16 protein-coding genes are annotated in these 18,246 nt (G+C 72.0%); 7 read left to right on the top strand and 9 right to left on the bottom strand.

The features are described 5' to 3' along the window. Positions 1-109 precede the first annotated feature (109 nt). Positions 110-1,177, top strand: a complete 1,068-nt coding sequence (locus ACFT4A_RS10425; RefSeq protein ID WP_382827742.1) for an NlpC/P60 family protein — start codon at positions 110-112, stop codon at positions 1,175-1,177. Between the two features lie 28 nt (positions 1,178-1,205). On the opposite strand, the gene ACFT4A_RS10420 is transcribed toward ACFT4A_RS10425, so the two are convergent. Next, positions 1,206-1,949: a response regulator transcription factor gene (locus tag ACFT4A_RS10420; protein ID WP_184591306.1), complete on the bottom strand. Its 744-nt coding sequence runs from the start codon at positions 1,947-1,949 to the stop codon at positions 1,206-1,208. Further along, complete coding sequence (locus tag ACFT4A_RS10415; protein ID WP_382827695.1) at positions 1,946-3,268, bottom strand: PspC domain-containing protein; 1,323 nt, start codon at positions 3,266-3,268, stop codon at positions 1,946-1,948. Before ACFT4A_RS10415 ends, ACFT4A_RS10420 begins: the two co-directional genes overlap by 4 nt. 142 nt (positions 3,269-3,410) lie before the next feature. Between ACFT4A_RS10415 and ACFT4A_RS10410 the strand changes: the two genes are divergently transcribed. Next, positions 3,411-4,892 (top strand): PspC domain-containing protein, encoded by a 1,482-nt coding sequence (locus ACFT4A_RS10410; RefSeq protein ID WP_382827694.1) that lies wholly within the window; start codon positions 3,411-3,413, stop codon positions 4,890-4,892. Beyond that, positions 4,879-5,097: a hypothetical protein gene (locus tag ACFT4A_RS10405; protein ID WP_382827691.1), complete on the top strand. Its 219-nt coding sequence runs from the start codon at positions 4,879-4,881 to the stop codon at positions 5,095-5,097. The genes ACFT4A_RS10410 and ACFT4A_RS10405 overlap by 14 nt, the downstream gene beginning before the upstream one ends. A gap of 18 nt (positions 5,098-5,115) precedes the next feature. Here ACFT4A_RS10405 and ACFT4A_RS10400 read toward each other — a convergent pair whose 3' ends face one another. Beyond that, complete coding sequence (locus tag ACFT4A_RS10400; RefSeq protein WP_215119310.1) at positions 5,116-5,643, bottom strand: DoxX family protein; 528 nt, start codon at positions 5,641-5,643, stop codon at positions 5,116-5,118. 137 nt (positions 5,644-5,780) lie between these two features. Continuing rightward, positions 5,781-7,160 carry a hypothetical protein gene (locus tag ACFT4A_RS10395; protein ID WP_382827688.1) on the bottom strand — a complete coding sequence of 460 codons (1,380 nt, stop codon included), beginning with the start codon at positions 7,158-7,160 and terminating at the stop codon, positions 5,781-5,783. Between the two features lie 184 nt (positions 7,161-7,344). Between ACFT4A_RS10395 and ACFT4A_RS10390 the strand changes: the two genes are divergently transcribed. Then, positions 7,345-8,226: a DUF4429 domain-containing protein gene (locus ACFT4A_RS10390; RefSeq protein WP_382827685.1), complete on the top strand. Its 882-nt coding sequence runs from the start codon at positions 7,345-7,347 to the stop codon at positions 8,224-8,226. Between the two features lie 55 nt (positions 8,227-8,281). Here the strand turns inward: ACFT4A_RS10390 and ACFT4A_RS10385 are convergent, their stop codons facing one another. Further along, positions 8,282-9,076: a class II aldolase/adducin family protein gene (locus ACFT4A_RS10385; RefSeq protein WP_382827682.1), complete on the bottom strand. Its 795-nt coding sequence runs from the start codon at positions 9,074-9,076 to the stop codon at positions 8,282-8,284. Between the two features lie 177 nt (positions 9,077-9,253). Between ACFT4A_RS10385 and ACFT4A_RS10380 the strand changes: the two genes are divergently transcribed. After that, the gene (locus tag ACFT4A_RS10380; protein WP_382827680.1) at positions 9,254-9,727 is read left to right on the top strand and encodes a pyridoxamine 5'-phosphate oxidase family protein; all 474 of its coding nucleotides are present in this window, start codon (positions 9,254-9,256) and stop codon (positions 9,725-9,727) included. Positions 9,728-9,736: 9 nt separating this feature from the next. On the opposite strand, the gene guaA is transcribed toward ACFT4A_RS10380, so the two are convergent. Continuing rightward, positions 9,737-11,317, bottom strand: a complete 1,581-nt coding sequence (gene guaA, locus ACFT4A_RS10375; RefSeq protein WP_382827677.1) for a glutamine-hydrolyzing GMP synthase — start codon at positions 11,315-11,317, stop codon at positions 9,737-9,739. A gap of 357 nt (positions 11,318-11,674) precedes the next feature. On the opposite strand from guaA, the gene ACFT4A_RS10370 reads away from it, so the two are divergent. After that, the gene (locus ACFT4A_RS10370; RefSeq protein WP_184591320.1) at positions 11,675-11,968 is read left to right on the top strand and encodes a chorismate mutase; all 294 of its coding nucleotides are present in this window, start codon (positions 11,675-11,677) and stop codon (positions 11,966-11,968) included. Positions 11,969-12,389: 421 nt separating this feature from the next. Here the strand turns inward: ACFT4A_RS10370 and ACFT4A_RS10365 are convergent, their stop codons facing one another. Then, complete coding sequence (locus ACFT4A_RS10365) at positions 12,390-13,523, bottom strand: hypothetical protein (protein WP_382827674.1); 1,134 nt, start codon at positions 13,521-13,523, stop codon at positions 12,390-12,392. A gap of 213 nt (positions 13,524-13,736) precedes the next feature. On the opposite strand from ACFT4A_RS10365, the gene ACFT4A_RS10360 reads away from it, so the two are divergent. Beyond that, complete coding sequence (locus tag ACFT4A_RS10360; RefSeq protein ID WP_382827672.1) at positions 13,737-14,723, top strand: LAETG motif-containing sortase-dependent surface protein; 987 nt, start codon at positions 13,737-13,739, stop codon at positions 14,721-14,723. 82 nt (positions 14,724-14,805) lie between these two features. Here ACFT4A_RS10360 and ACFT4A_RS10355 read toward each other — a convergent pair whose 3' ends face one another. Together ACFT4A_RS10355 and ACFT4A_RS10350 are read right to left on the bottom strand one after the other, a co-directional pair. Further along, positions 14,806-16,593, bottom strand: a complete 1,788-nt coding sequence (locus tag ACFT4A_RS10355) for a GMC family oxidoreductase N-terminal domain-containing protein (RefSeq protein ID WP_382827669.1) — start codon at positions 16,591-16,593, stop codon at positions 14,806-14,808. A 17-nt stretch (positions 16,594-16,610) separates the two neighbouring features. After that, positions 16,611-18,239: a succinic semialdehyde dehydrogenase gene (locus tag ACFT4A_RS10350; RefSeq protein ID WP_382827667.1), complete on the bottom strand. Its 1,629-nt coding sequence runs from the start codon at positions 18,237-18,239 to the stop codon at positions 16,611-16,613. Positions 18,240-18,246 lie beyond the last annotated feature (7 nt).

Below are 18,246 nucleotides of genomic sequence, written 5' to 3'. Positions count from 1 at the left end.
CCCGCTTCCCCTGTGCGGGCCGCCGCCGGACGCGCAGGCCGCCCGTCCGCTCCCCACGGCGGCCGTCGCACGCACCTGGGCGGTCGCAGGAAAGGACGTGGCTCCCAAGGTGTCAGCGCACCGCAAGCCCCGACAGCGCACCGCGAGCGGCAACACGGCCCGGACGGCCGCCACGATCGCGCTCGCCGGCGCGGCGACCGCGACGGGCTTCGACGGAACCGGACACGCCGAACCACAGCTCACCCCCGGCCAGGTCAAGGCCGAGGTGGACCAGCTGTACCAGGAGGCGGAGGTCGCCACCGAGAAGTACAACGGCGCGAAGGAGAAGGCCGACGCCGCCGGAGAACGGCTCAGGAAGCTCCAGAACCAGGCTGCCCGCAAGGAGGAACGGCTCGACTCGGCCCGCGACGCGCTGGGCTCGGTCGCCGCCGCGCAGTACCGGGACGGCGGCATCGACCCCGCCCTCCGGCTCGCCCTGTCCGACGACCCCGACCGGTACCTCGAGAACGCCGAGTTCGTGGAGCGGGCCGGCAACCGGCAGAAGTCCGCCGTCGCGGGCGTCCGCAAGCAGCTCCGGGAGATCGAGCAGCTGCGCGGGGCCGCCCACATCGAGCTGACGTCCCTGAAGTCGCGGCAGACGGAGCTGAAGCGGCACAAGAAGACGATCACCGGCAAGCTGGGCTCCGCACGGCAGCTGCTGTCCCGGCTCACCCCGCAGGAACGTGCCGGCCTGCGCGAAGGGCAGGGCACGAACCGCGCCTCACGCTCCTCGACGGGCCTCCGGGACACCCTGGCGGCCGCCGGGTCCGCCGCCTCGCAGGCGCCCAACGCCCGCGCTGCCGCCGCCGTCTCCTACGCCTACCAGAAGCTCGGCAGCCCCTACGTCTGGGGCGCGACCGGCCCGAACGCCTTCGACTGCTCGGGCCTCGTCCAGGCCGCGTACCGCTCCGCGGGCGTCGCACTGCCCCGCACGACGTACTCCCAGATCGCCGCCGGCCGCCGCGTCTCCCGCTCCGAACTCCTCCCCGGTGACCTGGTCTTCTTCTACGCCGGCATCAGCCACGTCGGCATCTACGTGGGCAACGGGCAGATGATCCACGCCCCGAACTCCTCGGCCCCGGTACGGGTCGCCCCGCTCGACGAGATGCCGTACGCGGGCGCGACGCGGGTGGTCTGACGGGGCGTCCGGGCAGAGGCGCCGCAGATCACACCAGCCGTCGCGCCGTGGCCCACCTGGTCAGCTCGTGCCGGTTGGAGAGCTGGAGCTTGCGCAGGACCGCCGAGACATGCGACTCGACCGTCTTCACGGAGATGAACAGCTGCTTGGCTATCTCCTTGTACGCGTATCCCCGGGCGATGAGCCGCAGCACCTCGCGCTCGCGCTGGGTCAGCCGGTCCAGGTCCTCGTCGACCGGAGGCGCGTCGGTGGAGGCGAAGGCGTCGAGGACGAATCCGGCCAGCCGCGGGGAGAACACCGCGTCGCCCTCCTGGACGCGGAAGACGGAGTCGACGAGGTCCGTGCCGGTGATCGTTTTGGTGACGTACCCGCGGGCCCCGCCGCGGATCACGCCGATCACGTCCTCCGCCGCGTCCGACACGGACAGCGCGAGGAAGCGGACCGGCTGCTCGGCGTCGGCCATCAACGGGGCACAGCGGCGCAGCACTTCCACCCCGCCCCCGCCCGGGAGATGCACGTCGAGGAGGACCACCTCGGGCCGGGTCGCGGTGATGACCGTGACCGCCTGGTCGACGTCCGCGGCCTCGCCGACGACCTCGACACCGGTCTGCTCGGTCTGCCCGATCTCGGCCTGGACCCCCGTACGGAACATGCGATGGTCGTCGACGAGGACCACGCGCACCCGACGCCCGCCGGCGCCGCCGCCCGACTCCGCGGGCCCCGCCGCCTCCGCCGGTCCCGCCGTACCGTTCGCCTCGGTCGGGTCGCTCATGACGTCTTCTCCGCCCTCTCCATCTCCAGCTCGACCTCCGTGCCGCCGCCCGGCACCGCGCGCAGCCGCGCCGTGCCGCCGTGGCGCTCCATACGGCCGATGATCGATTCTCTGACACCCATGCGGTCGGCGGGTATCGAGTCGAGGTCGAAGCCGGGGCCGCGATCCCGGACGGACACGAAGACCGTCTTCCCCTCGACCTCGGCGTAGACCTGTACGGCTCCGCCCTCGCCACCGTACTTGGCGGCGTTCACCATTGCTTCCCGTGCGGCCTGCATCTGTGCGCCGATCCCCTCGTCGAGCGGGCAGTCCCCCACCACCACGACCTCGATGGGCACGCCGTGCTTGTCCTCCACCTCGGCCGCGTTGCGCCGCACGGCGTCGGCGAGCGTGGTGGGTTCGTCGGCCTCGTCCTTGCCGGTGCCCTCGGGCTTGTAGAGCCAGGTGCGCAGGTCGCGCTCCTGGGCGCGGGCGAGGCGGCGCACCTCGTTCGCGTTCTCCGCGTTGCGCTGGATCAGGGTGAGGGTGTGCAGCACCGAGTCGTGCACATGGGCGGCGACCTCCGCGCGCTCCTGGGCACGGATGCGCATCAGGCGCTCCTCGGAGAGGTCCTGCGTCATGCGCACCAGATACGGCCCGGCCAGGAGCGTGATCCCGACGAGGACCGCGAGGGCCGCCTGCAGGACGGAGCCGAGGTGGGCGGCGGAGCCCTGCATGACGAAGATGCCGGAGACGCCGGCCGTCACCAGCAGCACCCCGCCCCCGGCGCGCAGCAGCGTGACCGTGCGCCGACGGCGGCCGACCTCGACCCAGCGGGCCCGGCGGGCGTTGTCCGCCTGCCGCCAGACCAGGGCGACACCCGCGCCGACGAGCACCGCCGGCCAGAGATAGGCCCGGGCCCCGCCGCTGAGGTTCACATTGCCCACGAACACCAGGGCCACGGCGACCATGAGCAGCAGGGCCACTATCTGGCCCTTGTCGGGTTTGCGGGCGACGAGCCTGCGGCGGCCGTCGGGCGAGGCCTCCGAGGCGGCCGGCGGCTTCTGCGCGTCGACTCCGCCGACGCCGAGCGGGACGAAGAACCAGAACGCGGCGTACAGCAGCGCACCGAGACCGTCGGCCATGAACAGGCCGACGAACACGAGCCGCACCCAGACGACGGGCAGCCCGAGGTGCCCGGCGAGACCTCGCGCCACGCCACCGAGCCAGCGTCCGTCACTGCTGCGGTAGAGCTTGCGCGGCGGCCGCGGTTCGGCGAGTGGCGCTGCTGCGGCTTCCGACATGCCATTGATGGTCACACGGCCGTACGGCCGGGGCATCAGGGTCGACCCCGGAGACTCCCCTGATCTCCGGAGTCCGGCCTGTCGAACGCTTCCCGAGCCGTTCCTCAGGGCCGATATCAGGGTCCGGCCAGGGTCGTTCCGACTGCCGCGGCGGCGCCGCGCCCGTCACCATGGACCCATGACCGATCACGAGCACGCCGCGACGGGTCCGGGACCCGGCTCCGGCCCGAGCCCCGCACCGGGCGCCGGGCCGCGGGATGCCGCGCCCCCCGGCTCCTCCGCGCACGGGCGTGCGGGCGCGGGAGAACAGGGAGGAGCCCCCGACGCGGCCGACCCGACCGGGGAAGCCACCCCGCCCGGCCCGACCGGCCCACCCGGCCCGACCGGCCCTCCGCACACGTTCCGCCGCGACCGCCGCCACAAGACCCTGGCCGGCGTCTGCGCCGGGCTCGGGCGGCAGTGCGACCTGGACCCGGTGATCTTCCGGATCACGCTCGCGGTGCTCTCCGTCACCGGCGGCATCGGTCTGCTCTTCTACGGCTTCGTCTGGCTCCTCGTCCCGTACGACGACGAGGACGAGAACGAGGTGCGCAAGCTGCTGACCGGCCGCGTCGACGGCCAGGCCCTGACGGCCGTGCTGTTCGCGCTGGTCGGCTGCGGCGTGTTCCTGACCCTGCTGCACAACGGCGGAGTGCTGACCTTCGCCTTCGTCCTCTCCATACTGCTGGCCGGCTCCGGATACTGGTCACGCCAGCGGGGCGCCCCCAGCCCCGACCCGCTGGCCGCCCAGGCCGCCGCCGACGCCCCGCCCGAACCCCAGGCGCCGCCGGTCCTCGCCACCTCCCCCTCCTGGTGGCGCGACCCCATCGTCAAGGACGGCACCCACATCGGCGGCACGGGCTATCTGTGGGGCCCCCGCGACGCCCGCGACCCGGACGTCGCGGCGGCCATCAACATCGGGCTCGGCACCCGGGCCGGCGGCCGCGAGGACATACCCGCCCCGCGCGGCCGGCCGCCCGAGCCGCGCGGTCCCCGCTGGATCGGCGGCTGGGTCTTCCTGCTGGCCCTGCTCGCCGGCGCCCTGGCCACCGACCTGACCTGGGAAGATCACCCGCTGGGCACCAGCCTGCAGACGGGGCTGTCCTGCGCGCTCGCCGTCCTGGGCCTGGGCATAGCCGTCAGCGCCTTCCTGGGACGGACCGGGGCGGGCTCGATCCTGCTGGCGGTCATCACGGCCGGACTGCTCGCCGGCTCGGCGGCACTGCCCAAGGACATCGACACCCACTGGGCCCGCACGACCTGGCGGCCCGCCACGGTGGCGGACGTACGGCAGCAGTACGAACTGGGCACCGGCGTCGGCACCCTCGACCTGACCGGGCTGGACGTGGCCGGGAGACAGACCGTGACGACCAGCGCCGACGTGGGCATCGGCCGGGTGAAGGTGCTCGTGCCCGAGGACGTGACCGTGCGGCTGAGCGTCGACGTGGGGCTCGGCGACCTCCAGCTGCCGGGCGACGACACGAAGGACGTGGACGTGAGACCGGGACAGCAGAAGCGGATCACCCTCTCCCCCGCCAAGGGCGTCGAGAGGTCCGGCACCATCGACCTGGACCTCCAGGTCGGCATGGGACAGGCGGAGGTGACCCGTGCTGCGTCATGAGCCCCGGCCCGGAAAGCTGGTCGCCGGTGTCGTCCTCGTCCTGACGGGCGTCCTCTACGCCGGTGACGCGGGCGGCGCCTGGGAGACCCCGTGGTTCGTGGCGATCCCCCTCGTCACGGGCGGACTGTGCCTGGCCGGCGCGGTGGCGTTCCTGACGGGCCGCCTGCGCCGACGCCGCACGACGGGCCGTACCGCCACCGACTAGTGCCCGCCGGGGCACCAGCTACCGGTACTCCCGCCTCTGCCGTCGTCGCGACCTCAGGGCGGCGTCCACGGACAACAGGGGCGCGCCCGCCAGGACGAGGGGGGTCCAGGCCATGAGGTAGGCAAGGTCGTTGCCGTAGTAGTAGGGATCGGAGGCCCAGCTCACGGTCAGCCACAGGCTGAGGGAGATCAGCGCGCCGCCGAGTGCGGCCAGACGGGCGAGCACACCGAGCAGGGTGCCGATGCCGACGGCCAGTTCGCCGAAGGCGATGGCGTAGCCGAAGCCGACCGGGCTCTTCAGGGAGAGGTCGACCAGGGCGGGGATGGCGGAGGAGTCGCGGACGGCGCGCATCATGTCGCCGATCGACCCGGCGCCGGAGTCCTTCATGAAGGCGCTGTCGGTGAGTTTGTCCAGGCCGGCGTAGATGAAGGTGACGCCGAGGAAGATGCGCAGCGGAAGGAGGGCGTAGCGGCCGAGGGTGTCCCGCCAGCCTCCGTCACCGCGGTAGTGGGGGCCGTTCGTGTCCGTTCGCATACTGTGAGTCATCGCTGCAAGCCGCCTCTCGCCGCCGGTGCCGAGACCCCCTCAACAGACCATACGTACGACAAACGGACCGCGCTCAACCCTGTCGGTCCCCAATTGTTGCCGGTTGTTGCCCGGCCGCCGGAGTCCGCGGTCGGCCGTCACTCCGTCACATCAACCGCGTACCGGTTCGTCTCCACCCCCGCCGCCGTGACCACCTGCACGTCCACCCGTCCCGGTTCCACATCCGCCGGCACCGGCACCGTCAGCAGCGTGTCCGCCGGGTTGCTGAAGCCGCCGGGTACCGGTACCAGCGGGACGTGGACGTGCACGGCACCCACCCGGACGACCATCCGGGCCAGCCGGTCGGCCCCCTGCGCGCCCGGCGGCACGAATCCGGCGCCCCGGATCTCGATGTCGTCGCCCGTGCGGATCGGCCCGTCGAGGTCGCCCGCCTCCCGGGCCCGGACCACGGAGAGGATGACCGGCCGGCCGCCCTCCGCGTACTTGCCGGCCAGATAGGTCGCCGCCGACACCAGGACCACCACCGCCAGACCCCACGGCAGGTCCGGCAACTGGTCCGGGCGCCTGGCCAGCCGCACCGCCGCGAAGACCAGGGCGACCCCGCCGATGACGACGTACTGGATGTCGGCGAAGGTGCCCCGGCCCGCGTCGTCGGTCAGCAGGTCGGCGGCGCGCGGCCGGTCGGCGCGCGTCTTCTGCAGCCGTTGCCCCAGCACCCGCAGCCCGACCACCCGCCGCACGAGCACGGCGATCCCGCACACCACGGCGAGCACGGTCACGATCCCGGCGCCGCGGGCGAGTTCCAGCCCGGAGATCAGCGCGTCCCGCTCCCGGTGCCGGGAGGCGGCCGCCAGCCGCCCCGCCAGGACGAGCACCGCGTAGGCCACGAACAGCACCCACGCCGCGGCGACCGTGCGGGAGGTGGAGAGCCGGTTGTCGTCGCCGATCACGGGCGCCAGCGCGCCGCCCTTCGACCGGTGGAACCACGACGCCGCGGTCACCGCACCGGCCACCACCAGCGCCGCGGCCAGCCCGGCCGTACGCGCCGCCGTCCAGCCCGCGCCGACCGCGGTGAGGCACTGCCCGAGCAGCAACAGCACGACGGCCGCCCACACCACGGCCGCCGTGCGGCTCCACAGGCCCGTCAGCCAGGCCCGGCCCTCGGCCCGGCCGCGCTCGGCGACGGACTCCGCGGACTGCGCCAGTTCCTCCGAGACCCACTGCCGGGAGGCCGAGGCGGAGTGGGCCACCGCGGCCGGCAGCCCCTGCCCGGCCGCGAACTCGTCGCGCCTGCGCAGGAACGCGGCGACGGCCCGCCGGTGCCCCTCACGCGCCCCGTGCGGGCAGTCCCCACAGGCGCACCCGCCTTCATGAGCACCGCCGTGAGCACCGCCATGCGCACTGCCGTGAGTACTCCCATAACCACTGCCGTGTCCGCTCGCGTACCGGCCCGCATACGCCCCCGCGTCCGCGTACCCACCCGCGTCCGCGCCGCCCTGTCCCTCGCGCACCGCCACGCCCGACGCCCGCCTTCCCGCGACCCAACCACCGTCGGCCTTCCGGAGCCCGGAAACACCGCTGTACAACTCCCCTGCGACGACAGCGAATTGTGCCCTACACCAGCCGGTTCGCGTCCGCTCGGTCTGGCCAACACGGGTGAACTTCGGCGTGCCGTGTTGACCTGACTGGGAGAATTCCCCTATGGCCGAGATCATCCAGCGTGACGGGACCTGGGCCTTCGACGGCGACACGGTCCGGATCACGCCCGGTCTGCACCGCTCCGTGCCGCTGTTCCGGCAGACCTACGGAGAGATCGCCGTGCCGCTGGAGGCGGTCTCGAGTGTCGTGCTCGAACCGGAACGCAGGCGCGGACGGCTGCGGTTGCGGCTGCGGGAGGGCGCCGATCCCCTGCTCCGGGCGACCGGCGGGCGGCTGCCTGACGCGGCCGATCCGTACCGGCTGGCGGTGGACGCCGACCGGACGGGGGGCGCCGAGTACGTCGCCGAGGAGATCCGCCGCGCGCTGCTCCTGGACCGGATTCCGAAGGAACCGGCGAAGGCCTATCTGCTGCCCGGACCGCCGGTCCCGGTCTCGGTCCGTTCGTCCGACGGGACGGTCTCCTTCGACGGCACCCGGGTGCGGATCGACTGGGCCGACGCCTCCGAGCGGGTCAAACGCGCCACCGGCCCGCGGATCATCACCCTGGGCGACCTGGTCCAGGTCGAGTGGCTGCCGAACTCCGGCCACGAGGACGGCCTCCTGCGCTTCGTGACCCGCGAGACGGTGTTCTCGAAACTGCCGCCGGAGAAGGACCCGTACGCCCTGGACCTGTGGGGCAGCCCCCGCCGCGATCTGCTCACGGCGCTCGTCGCCACGGCGGTCACGGCCCGGCTGCCGCACCCGTCGGCGGACGCCGAGCACCACTCGAACGCCCAGCGCCCGGCACCGGCCGTGCCGCCCGCCGCCGAGCACCACGACGTACTGCTGCGCCGCCTGCGCGAACTGGGCCGGCTGCACCGGGACGGGGTGCTCACGGACGAGGAGTTCGCGAGGACGAAGGCAGTGGTGCTCCGCGGCTTCTGACACCGGCGGCACGCCCCACAGCCGCAGCCGCAGCCAAGGCCACAGCCAAGACCGCCTAGCTCAGCAGATCCGGCTCGCTCCGGCTGACGTCCTGCCACATCGGCTGGTAGTTGATCCACGCCACCAGGTCGCCGCCCAGCTGCTCCCGCGTCGCCACCGCCATCCGGTGGTCGATCCGGACCGGCCGCCCGGCCGCCTGCGCCGTCAGCTGCACCTGGCAGGACCGCTCCATCGACACGAACCACCAGGCCGCCGCGTCCACCGAGTCACCGACGGTCAGCAGGCCGTGGTTGCGCAGCACGAGTGCCTTGCGGGAGCCGAGCGTGTCCGCGATGCGCCGCCCCTCCTCGGCGTCGACGGAGACTCCGGTGTAGGCGTCGTAGAGGGTGTGGTCCTCGTAGAAGGCGCAGCTCTCCTGGGTGATCGGCTCCAGCAGCTCGCCGAGGGCCGCGAGCGCCCGGCCGTGCACCGAGTGGCAGTGGGCGACGGCGACCACGTCGGGGCGGGCGGCGTGCACCTGGGCGTGCACGGTGAACGCGGCCTGGTTGACGTGGTAGCGGCCCTCGACGACCTGGCCGTCCTGGTTGGCGAGGACCAGGTCGCTCACGGTGACGTGCCGGAAGGGCAGCCCGAACGGGTTGACCCAGAAGCAGTCGGTGTACTCCGGGTCGCGGGCGGTGATGTGACCGGAGACGCCGTCCTCGAAGCCGAGCCGCCCGAAGATCCTGAGGGCGCCCGCGAGCCGTTCCTTGCGGTGCCGGCGTTCGTCCTCGACCGACTCGTGCATGGGCGGCATCGCGAACCGCAGCCGGTCGGTGGGCAGCGGCAGGGGCGGGGTGGGCCCGTGCATAGGTCCTCCAGCGTGGTTCTTCGTACGGGCGGAAGTTACCGCCGGTCGGGCCGGGATGAACAGAACCGTTTCGTGAAGATGAGACGAGCGCCCCCGTGCGCACCCTTGTGCCTCCGGTCTCCCCCACTCCACGAATAGCCGACAGAGGATGTCGGATTTCGGCGCCACACTCTCCGTATGACAGCGAACTGGGCGGCTTTCGCCACCGCCGAACCGGACCTGGCCGACACGATCGAGAAGCGTTTCGGCGCCTACACCCACCATGTCCTGGCCACCCTCCGCAAGGACGGTTCGCCCCGCACCAGCGGCCTGGAGGTGCGGTTCCTGAACGGCGAGCTGTGGCTCGGCATGATGCCGGACTCGCTCAAGGCGCTCGACCTGCGCCGCGACCCGCGCTTCACGCTCCAGGCGAACCCCGGGGAGGGCACGCGGATGGGCGGCGGCGACGTCCGGATCGGCGGCCGGGCGATCGAGGTCGACGACGCGCAGACCAAGGCCGGATACGTCGAAGAGGTGGAGCCGCCGGAGCCGTTCCACCTCTTCCGTACCGAGCTGACGGAGGTCGTGAGGACCTACGTCGAGGACGAGACGTACCTCGTCGTCCAGGTCTGGACGCCCGGCGAGGCCCTGCGCACGATCAAGCGCACCTAGGCCCGGGGGTCACTCCCACTCGATGGTCCCCGGCGGCTTCGAGGTCACGTCGAGGACGACGCGGTTGACGTCGCGCACCTCGTTGGTGATCCGGGTCGAGATCTTCGCCAGGACGTCGTACGGCAGACGCGACCAGTCGGCCGTCATGGCGTCCTCGGAGGAGACGGGGCGCAGGACGATCGGGTGGCCGTACGTACGGCCGTCGCCCTGGACGCCGACGCTGCGGACGTCCGCGAGCAGGACCACCGGGCACTGCCAGATGTCCCGGTCGAGGCCGGCCGCCGTCAGTTCCTCGCGGGCGATGGCGTCGGCCTCGCGCAGCAGGTCCAGGCGCTCCTTGCTGACCGCGCCGACGATACGGATGCCCAGGCCCGGGCCGGGGAACGGCTGGCGCTGGACGATCTCGTCCGGCAGGCCGAGCTCCTGGCCGACCATCCGGACCTCGTCCTTGAACAGCTGGCGCAGCGGCTCGATCAGCTTGAACTCGAGGTCCTCGGGCAGGCCGCCCACGTTGTGGTGGGACTTGATGTTGGCGGTGCCGGTGCCGCCGCCGGACTCGACCACGTCCGGGTAGAGGGTGCCCTGGACGAGGAACTCCACCGCCGGGCCCTGGTCGGCGATGATCTCGGCCTGGGCCTGCTCGAAGACCCGGATGAACTCGCGGCCGATGATCTTCCGCTTCTCCTCGGGGTCGGAGACCCCGGCGAGCGCCTTGAGGAACCGCTCCTCCGCGTCCACGACCTTCAGCTGGACGCCGGTCGCGGCGACGAAGTCCTTCTCGACCTGCTCGGTCTCGCCCTTGCGCATCAGGCCGTGGTCGACGTACACGCAGGTCAGCTGGGAGCCGATGGCCTTCTGGACGAGGGCGGCGGCGACGGCGGAGTCCACGCCGCCGGACAGGCCGCAGATGGCGCGCCGGTCACCGACCTGCTCGCGGATCGCGGCGACCTGCTCCTCGATCACGTTGCCGGTGGTCCAGTTCGGTGTGAGGCCCGCGCCCCGGTACAGGAAGTGCTCCAGCACCTGCTGCCCGTGCGTGGAGTGCATCACCTCGGGGTGGTACTGGACGCCGTAGAGCTTCTTCTCGTCGTTCTCGAAGGCGGCGACCGGGACGACGTCCGTGGAGGCCGTGACGGAGAAGCCCTCGGGGGCGGCGGAGCAGGCGTCGCCGTGCGACATCCAGACGGCCTGCTCGTCGGGGGTGCCCTCGAAGAGGGTGGAGGACGACTTGGAGACGTGCAGGCCGGTGCGGCCGTACTCGCGGGCTCCGGTGTTGTCGACGGTGCCGCCGAGGGTCCGCGCCATCAGCTGGAAGCCGTAGCACATGCCGAACACGGGTACGCCGGCCTCGAAGATCGCGCGGTCGAGGCTCGGGGCGCCTTCCTCGTAGACCGACGAGGGACCGCCGGAGAGGATGATCGCCGCGGGGTTCTTGGCGAGGATCTCCTGGACCGGCATGGTGCTCGGCACGATCTCGCTGTAGACCCGCGCCTCGCGGACACGACGGGCGATGAGCTGGGCGTACTGCGCGCCGAAGTCGACGACCAGGACGGTGTCGGGGGCGTTCGCAGCGGGAGTCGCTGATGACACGGGGTGCCTTCCGGCGGTGGGGCGGGGGTCTTGTGCCACCCGATTCTACCGAGGTGCTCGTGCGCGGTGTCCCGCCCACGGAAGGCCCGGACTCCGGACCTCTCGTCTCACCATGCGAGTCTCAGCATGCGAACCCGCTTGGACGCCGCGCCGCCCCAGGGCATACTGAGCGCCATGCTCACGCACCAGACCTTCCGCTTTACCTATGGCATCCGGCCCGCCGGCTGCCATGGTCGTGCTGCTTGAGCAACTGACAAGCGACTTCCCAGGCGCCCCGGGCCGACAAGGCCCGGGGCGTCTGTCGTCGTCCGGGCCCTGCCGCTCCGGGGCACCCCCAGACGACGAGGAGCCCCTCCCATGACCGTTCCCACGACCACCACCGACGTGACCGGCGCCCGTACCCCCGAGGCCGCCGAGGTGATCACCGGCGCGCGTGAGCGGATCGACGCGCTCGACGACCGGATCATCGGCCTGATCCAGGAACGGGTGGCCGTCTCGGCCGTCATCCAGGAGGCGCGGATCACCTCCGGAGGGCGGCGCGTGAACCTCTCCCGCGAGATGGAGGTGCTCGGCCACTACAGGGACGCGCTGGGCAAGCCGGGCACGGCCCTCGCGATGACCCTGCTGGAGCTGTGCCGGGGCAAGATCTGAGCCCAGCGGAGGAATCCGCGTTCCCGGGACAGACGTACGCACCGCTCTCACCCGTACGGCGCGTGACCGGCCCCGGGCCCCCTCGTTGGTCTCGTTGTCCGTGCCAGCCAGGGGCGGGCCCGAAAGAACCACGCGTGGCTCACTGGAGCGATGAGACGTACGGATCGTGCCGTGCGTCGTGGGACCTCGCTCCAGGGAAGTGACCGGACGGCAGGGGACAGCAGCCCGGTCACCCAAGAGAACGGACGGCTCCGGGGACGCCCGGGGCCGCCCGGCGGACATGGCCAGGAATCGAGACCAGCGGCGCAACCCCCCGGCGCCGCTTCCAGGCACCGGCGCTGCCCTGACGTCGGTGCTGACGAGAGGAAGGGCCCCGCGGCTCCATCCCGCGGGGCCCTTCGCTCATGCTTGTCGGGCCTGCTCAGGTGCGGGTCACCGTCCCGCAGGCGTCGCCGTTGTCGAGGCCCCTGCTCCGGTCGTACGGATCCGTCGTCGGGCCGGTGGGGTCGGTGTCCTTGTCGCTCGACGGGAACTCCGGGTGCAGATAGCCGTCGTGGACGTCGCAGGCGGAGTTGCCGATCTCCTCGTCGTACTTCCGGACGGTCAGCCGGCCCTCGGTGACCCGGTAGCGGGCGGGGTCGGCGAGTTCGACGTCGAGGACCCTGCGCACGATCGTGCGGGTGACCTCGGTCGATCCGTCGGCGCGCATGACGGGGTAGACGAAGGTGTAGTCGGCGCGCACCGCGACCCCCGCGTGCGTGCCCTTCTCGAACGTCATGCGCCCGCGCGTCTTGATCACGTCGCCGACCGGCCGTATCTCGTCGGGGTCGAAACGGCTGAACATCGTCAGCGGGTCGTGCTCGTCGCTCGGGGAGCGCAGGGCTGTGTTCAGATCGTCGAGGAGCCCCGGCTGCTTGGGGTCGAGCACCTTGAGCGCGGCCCCGGGACGTTCCCCGCGTACCGTCGCCGGGTCGAGGTTGGCGGCGACCAGCAGTTTCTTCGTCAGCTTCAGGGCCTGTTCCACGCGGTCCTTGGAGACCGGGCCGACGGCCTTCGCCTCGGGCAGGACGATGCCGGCCTCGCCGTCGGCCCAGCGCAGCGCGGGGGAACCGGCGAAGGGCTGGTCCAGGGTGGGGGTTTCGGCGTCCGACGCCCCGGGTGCGGCGGTGGGCGCCGCCGTCTCGGCGGGCAGGGGCGAGGCCTCGGCGGCCCCGGGCTCACCCGTACCGAAAGGGTCACCGGGCAGCAGCGACGGCTTCAGGGCCACCACGGCCACGGCGACGGCGACCGTCACACCGAGAACGGTCCACAGCGTGCGGCGGCGGCCCGCCCGGCGGTTCGCCTCCGGCGGTAAGGGGCCGGTACGCCACCCCGGTGGCGTTTCACCTCGCTCCTCCTGCAGGCGCAGCCGCTCGGTCACCATGCGGGCCCGCGCGGACGGCTCCTTCGGGGCGGAGCCGCGGATGTCCCGTTCGGTGTCGCGGGTGAACTGTTCCCAGACGTCGTCAGGGATCTCGGAGGCCGACGGATGATCGTCGGACGGCTTGTCAGACACGAACGACAGTTCTAGGCGCTCGGCAAGCGCCTTCACAAGAAGGTCATGGACGTGACTCAGGCCACATAAAAATTCTGTGAATGCCAGCGCAACCATTCACAGGTTTCACGGATCAAACCTGCAGAACCAAGGGCACTCCCGCGCCCCACACGCGGAGGCCTCCCCCAACGTTCGTACCGCGTCCTGCGGTACGCCGGACTCTCCGAGGTCTTCATGAAGCTTCGCCGCGCCATGGCAGCAGCGGCCGCTACGGCGGTCATAGCCCCGGTGGCACTGCTCGCGGCACCGGCCGCGTACGCGACCGACGAAACGACGCCCACGCCGAGCGCCTCCGCGACCGAGTCGGCGACCGAGAGCAGCAGCCCCTCGCCGTCGGCGACCGAGTCCGAGACCGCCGAGACGTCGCCGGCTCCGAGCACGTCCGTGAGCGAGTCCGCTCCTCAGACGTCCACCTCGCCGAGCACGTCCGCGAGCCCGTCCTCCCCGGCGCCGACCACCTCCGAGCCCGAGGAGTCGGAGTCCCCCGACCCCGAGCCCTCGGTCTGCGAGGACACCAAGGTCGACGTCGGCATCAGCGGTCTGCCCGGCAAGATCTCGGCGGGCAGCGGCTGGCACAAGTTCTCGCTGAACGTGCTCAACAACTCCGACTCCACGCTGAACGACCTCGACTTCTTCGCCGGTGCCTCCGCCGACAAGAACGGCGAGGACCTGTTCTCCAGCAAGCAGGTCCAGCTCCAGGCCTGGGACCCGGACGACAAGATCTGGGTCGACCTCAACGAGGACGGCCTCGCGGTCGGCTACGTCGGCTACACCGACGAGCTGAAGCCCGACTACGAGGTCAACATCCCGCTGCGCCTCAACGTCAGCAAGTCCGCCCCGGTCGGCGCCGGCTTCTCGCTCGGCGCGACGATCTACGGCGACAACGACGCCGAGTGCACCGGCTTCGGCCAGATCTCCTACAAGTTCCAGATCGTCTCCGCCGGTACGGACACCGGTGGCACCAAGCCGCAGGAAGGCGGCAAGGCGCCCGTCACCGACAAGAAGCCGAGCGGCACCACGCCGCAGGTCACCGGCAGCCTCGCCGAGACCGGCTCCAGCTCCGCCCTGCCGATGATCGGCCTCGTCGGCGGTGCCGCGGTCGTCGCCGGTGCCGGTGCGATCTTCGTGGTGCGTCGCCGCAAGGCCGGTGTCGAGGCGTAACACGCCGGAGCTTTACGCAAGACGGAAGAGGGACCTGCGCTCGGAGGGGGGCGCAGGTCCCTCTTCTCTGTGTCGGCTTCGGCTACTTCTTCGGCGGCACCGCCGGCAGGCCCAGGAACGGCAGCCGCAGCGCGCCGAACGCGTCCGCCGGGACCGCCGGGGACTTGGGCTCGACCGGCTGGAGACGTTCGTAGGCCGCACCCTGCTTCGGCCGGAGGTCGGGCTCGCCCTTGTTGGGCCAGTACGACATCGCCCGCTCGGCCTGGGCGGTGATGGTGAGGGACGGGTTGACGCCCAGGTTGGCGGAGACCGCGGCGCCGTCGACCACCGAGATGCCGGAGTGGCCGTAGAGGCGGTGGTACGGGTCGATCACGCCGGTCTCGCGGGAGGCGCCGATGGGGCAGCCGCCCAGGAAGTGGGCGGTGAGCGGGGTGCCCATCAGTTCGCCGACGTTCGAGCCCGCGAAGCCGTTGATCTCGGCGGCCAGGGCCGAGGCGCTCTCCGTGGCGGCCTTGATCTGCTTGGGGTTGGGGGCGCCGTGGCCCTGGCGTGCGGTGAGCAGGCCGCGGCCGGCGCCCGACGGTTTCAGATACGTCGTCAGGGAGTTGTCCAGCGACTGCATCACCAGACCGATGATGGTCCGCTCCGACCAGCGGCGGTTGGACAGGGAACGCAGCACCAGCAAGGGGTGCTTCGCCGCGTGGGCGAGGAAGCCCAGGACCCGCGAGGAGCCCGAGCCGTGGCCGGCGTAGGGGACCTGGAGGATGGACAGGCCGCCCATCGAGTTGGAGCCCTTGCCGTAGCGGACCGGCTCGATGTGGGTGTTCTCGTCCGGGTGGATCGAGGACGTGATGGCCACGCCCCGGGTGAAGTCGGCCTTCCGCCCGCCGTGCACCTTGCGGTAGCGCCGGTCGTCGGTCTGGGCGCCGACCAGGGCCTCGGAGTTGGTGCGGGTCAGCTCGCCCAGCTTGTCGGAGACGTACGGCAGCTGGCCGCCCGCCTTCATGCGGTGCAGCAGGGTCTGGGTGCCGTAGGTGCCGGCGGCGAGGACGACCCGTCGGGCCGTGTAGGTACGGCCCTTCGCCTTGCGGCGGTCGTCGGTGGGGAGCGTGGCGACGGCGTACCCGCCACGCGAGTCGTCGGTGACCGAGACGACCGTGGTCAGGGGGTGGACGACGGCGCCGGCCTTCTCGGCCAGGTGCAGATAGTTCTCGTTGAGGGTGTTCTTCGCGCCGTGGCGGCAGCCGGTCATGCACTCGCCGCACTCCGCGCAGGCCTTGCGGGCCGGGCCCGCGCCGCCGAAGTACGGGTCGGGCACCTCCTGGCCCGGCTTCGCCTTCGCCGTGCCGTCGGCGTCCTCGCCGTCGCCGAAGAAGACGCCGACCGGGGCGAGATGGAAGGAGTCGCCGCAGCCCATGCGCTCCGCGGCGGCCTTCAGATGGACGTCGGACGGGGTCATGGTCGGGTTGAGCCGCACGCCCAGCATGCGCCGGGCCTGGTCGTAGAACGGCTTCAGCTCGTCCTGCCAGTCCGTGATGTCCCGCCACTGCGGGTCCTCGAAGAACGGCTTCGGCGGGACGTAGAGGGTGTTGGCGTAGTTGAGGGAGCCGCCGCCGACGCCCGCGCCCGCCAGGACCATGACGTTGCCCAGCAGATGGATGCGCTGGATGCCGTACATGCCGAGTTTCGGCGCCCAGAGGTAGTTCTTGAGGTCCCAGGAGTTCTTGGGGAGGGACTCGCGGGTGAAGCGGCGGCCTGCTTCCAGGACGCCGACCTTGTAGCCCTTTTCGGTGAGGCGCAGGGCGGTCACGGAGCCGCCGAAACCGGAGCCTACGACGATGACGTCGTAGTCGTGAACGTCCTGAGGCACGTGGTCTCCTCGCTGAATCACCGGAACCGGAACGCCTTCATCAGGCGGAGGCTCCTGCTCATGAACTGGGCGTACTTCTCGTCGTCCATGCCCAGGGACGGGGCCATCGGGAGGACCCTCTGGTGGGCGACCGTCTGGGCCTCGGTGTACTTGAGGATGCCCTCGGAGCCGTGGCGGCGGCCGAGGCCCGAGTCCTTCATGCCGCCCATGGGCGACTGGACGCTGCCGTACGCGGGGGCGTAGCCCTCGTTGATGTTGACCGTGCCGGTGCGCAGCCGGGCGGCGACCTCTTGGCCGCGCCGGCCGTTCTTCGTCCAGACCGAGGAGTTCAGGCCGTACGCCGTGGCGTTGGCGCGCTCGATGACCTCGTCCTCGTCCTTGAAGCGGTAGATCGAGACGACCGGGCCGAAGGTCTCCTCGGCGCAGACGGACATCTCCGTTTCGACGCCGTCGAGGATCGTGGGCTCGAAGAAGTACGGGCCGATGTCCGGGCGGGCCGTCCCGCCGGCGAGAATCTTCGCGCCCTTGGCGACCGCCTCCTCCACGTGGCGCGTGACGGTCTCCAGCTGGCGTTCGCCGACCAGGGAGCCCATGTCGGCGCCGTACGCCAGCGACGTGCCCAGGCGCATCGCCCTCGTGCGGGCGGCGAAGCGCTCCAGGAAGGCGTCCGCGATCGACTCGTGGACGTACAGCCGCTCGATGGAGATGCAGAGCTGCCCGGCGGAGGAGAAGCAGGCGCGGACGGCGCCGGCGGCGGCCTTCTCGATGTCGGCGTCCTCCAGCACCAGCATGGCGTTCTTGCCGCCGAGTTCGAGGGAGACGCCGACCAGCCGGGCGGCGGCGCCCCGGGCGACCTCGCGGCCGGTGCGGGTGGAGCCGGTGAAGGAGACGTAGTCGGCGTGCTTGACGACCTCGGGGCCGACGACCGGGCCGTCGCCGAGGACGACCTGGAAGACGTCGGCGGGCAGGCCGGCCTCGATGAGCAGGTCACGGGCCCACAGGGCGGTGAGGCAGGTCTCCGTGTCCGGCTTCATGACGACCGCGTTGCCCGCCACGAAGGCCGGGATCGCGTCGCCGACCGACAGCTCCAGGGGGTAGTTCCAGGGGGCGATCTGGCCGATCACACCGCGCGGGTGGCGCAGTTCGGTGACCTTGGTGAGGGTCGGCATGGCACCGGCGTGCCGCTTGGGCCGGAGGTAGGCGGGGGCCTTGCGGCCGTAGTGCCGGGCGGCGACCGCGACGGCCTGGACCTCCTCGTGGGCGTGCAGCCGTGCCTTTCCGGTCTCCAGCTGGATCAGGTCGAGCACCTCGGCCTGGCGCTCCAGCACCAGGTCGTGGAAGCGGAGCAGGACGGCGGCGCGCTGCCGTACGGGCGTCTGCTCCCACACGGCCTGGGCGGTGCGGGCCAGTTCGAAGGCCTTCGCCACGTCCTCGGGCGTCGACTCGGGGAGTTCGGCCAGCTGCTCCCCGGTGAACGGCGTGTGGTTGGCGGTGCGACCTGAACCGACCACGCCCTTGGTGAGCTGGGCGACCAGCTCCGGGGTGACCACGTCCGCGGCCGTGCGGGCGCCCTCCGGGGCGGGGGCGAGGGGGTTCGTGCCGGTCTGTGCCGTGCCGGTCTTCTCCGGGGCGTGCGCGTCCGTCATGAGCCGC

The sequence above is a fragment of the Streptomyces sp. NPDC057099 genome (assembly GCF_042671245.1).
In the GTDB taxonomy this organism is placed as follows: domain Bacteria; phylum Actinomycetota; class Actinomycetes; order Streptomycetales; family Streptomycetaceae; genus Streptomyces; species Streptomyces purpurascens.
Note: the sequence above shows the minus strand (reverse complement) of the source record. Positions and strands in the feature narration are given on the sequence as shown.

Coding starts and splice junctions, on each gene's coding strand:
- ACFT4A_RS10420 (WP_184591306.1), bottom strand. CDS start 1,949: ATGAGCGACCCGACCGAGGCGAACGGTACGGCGGGACCGGCGGAGGCG.
- ACFT4A_RS10415 (WP_382827695.1), bottom strand. CDS start 3,268: ATGCCCCGGCCGTACGGCCGTGTGACCATCAATGGCATGTCGGAAGCC.
- ACFT4A_RS10410 (WP_382827694.1), top strand. CDS start 3,411: ATGACCGATCACGAGCACGCCGCGACGGGTCCGGGACCCGGCTCCGGC.
- ACFT4A_RS10400 (WP_215119310.1), bottom strand. CDS start 5,643: ATGACTCACAGTATGCGAACGGACACGAACGGCCCCCACTACCGCGGT.
- ACFT4A_RS10390 (WP_382827685.1), top strand. CDS start 7,345: ATGGCCGAGATCATCCAGCGTGACGGGACCTGGGCCTTCGACGGCGAC.
- ACFT4A_RS10385 (WP_382827682.1), bottom strand. CDS start 9,076: ATGCACGGGCCCACCCCGCCCCTGCCGCTGCCCACCGACCGGCTGCGG.
- ACFT4A_RS10380 (WP_382827680.1), top strand. CDS start 9,254: ATGACAGCGAACTGGGCGGCTTTCGCCACCGCCGAACCGGACCTGGCC.
- ACFT4A_RS10370 (WP_184591320.1), top strand. CDS start 11,675: ATGACCGTTCCCACGACCACCACCGACGTGACCGGCGCCCGTACCCCC.
- ACFT4A_RS10360 (WP_382827672.1), top strand. CDS start 13,737: ATGAAGCTTCGCCGCGCCATGGCAGCAGCGGCCGCTACGGCGGTCATA.
- ACFT4A_RS10350 (WP_382827667.1), bottom strand. CDS start 18,239: ATGACGGACGCGCACGCCCCGGAGAAGACCGGCACGGCACAGACCGGC.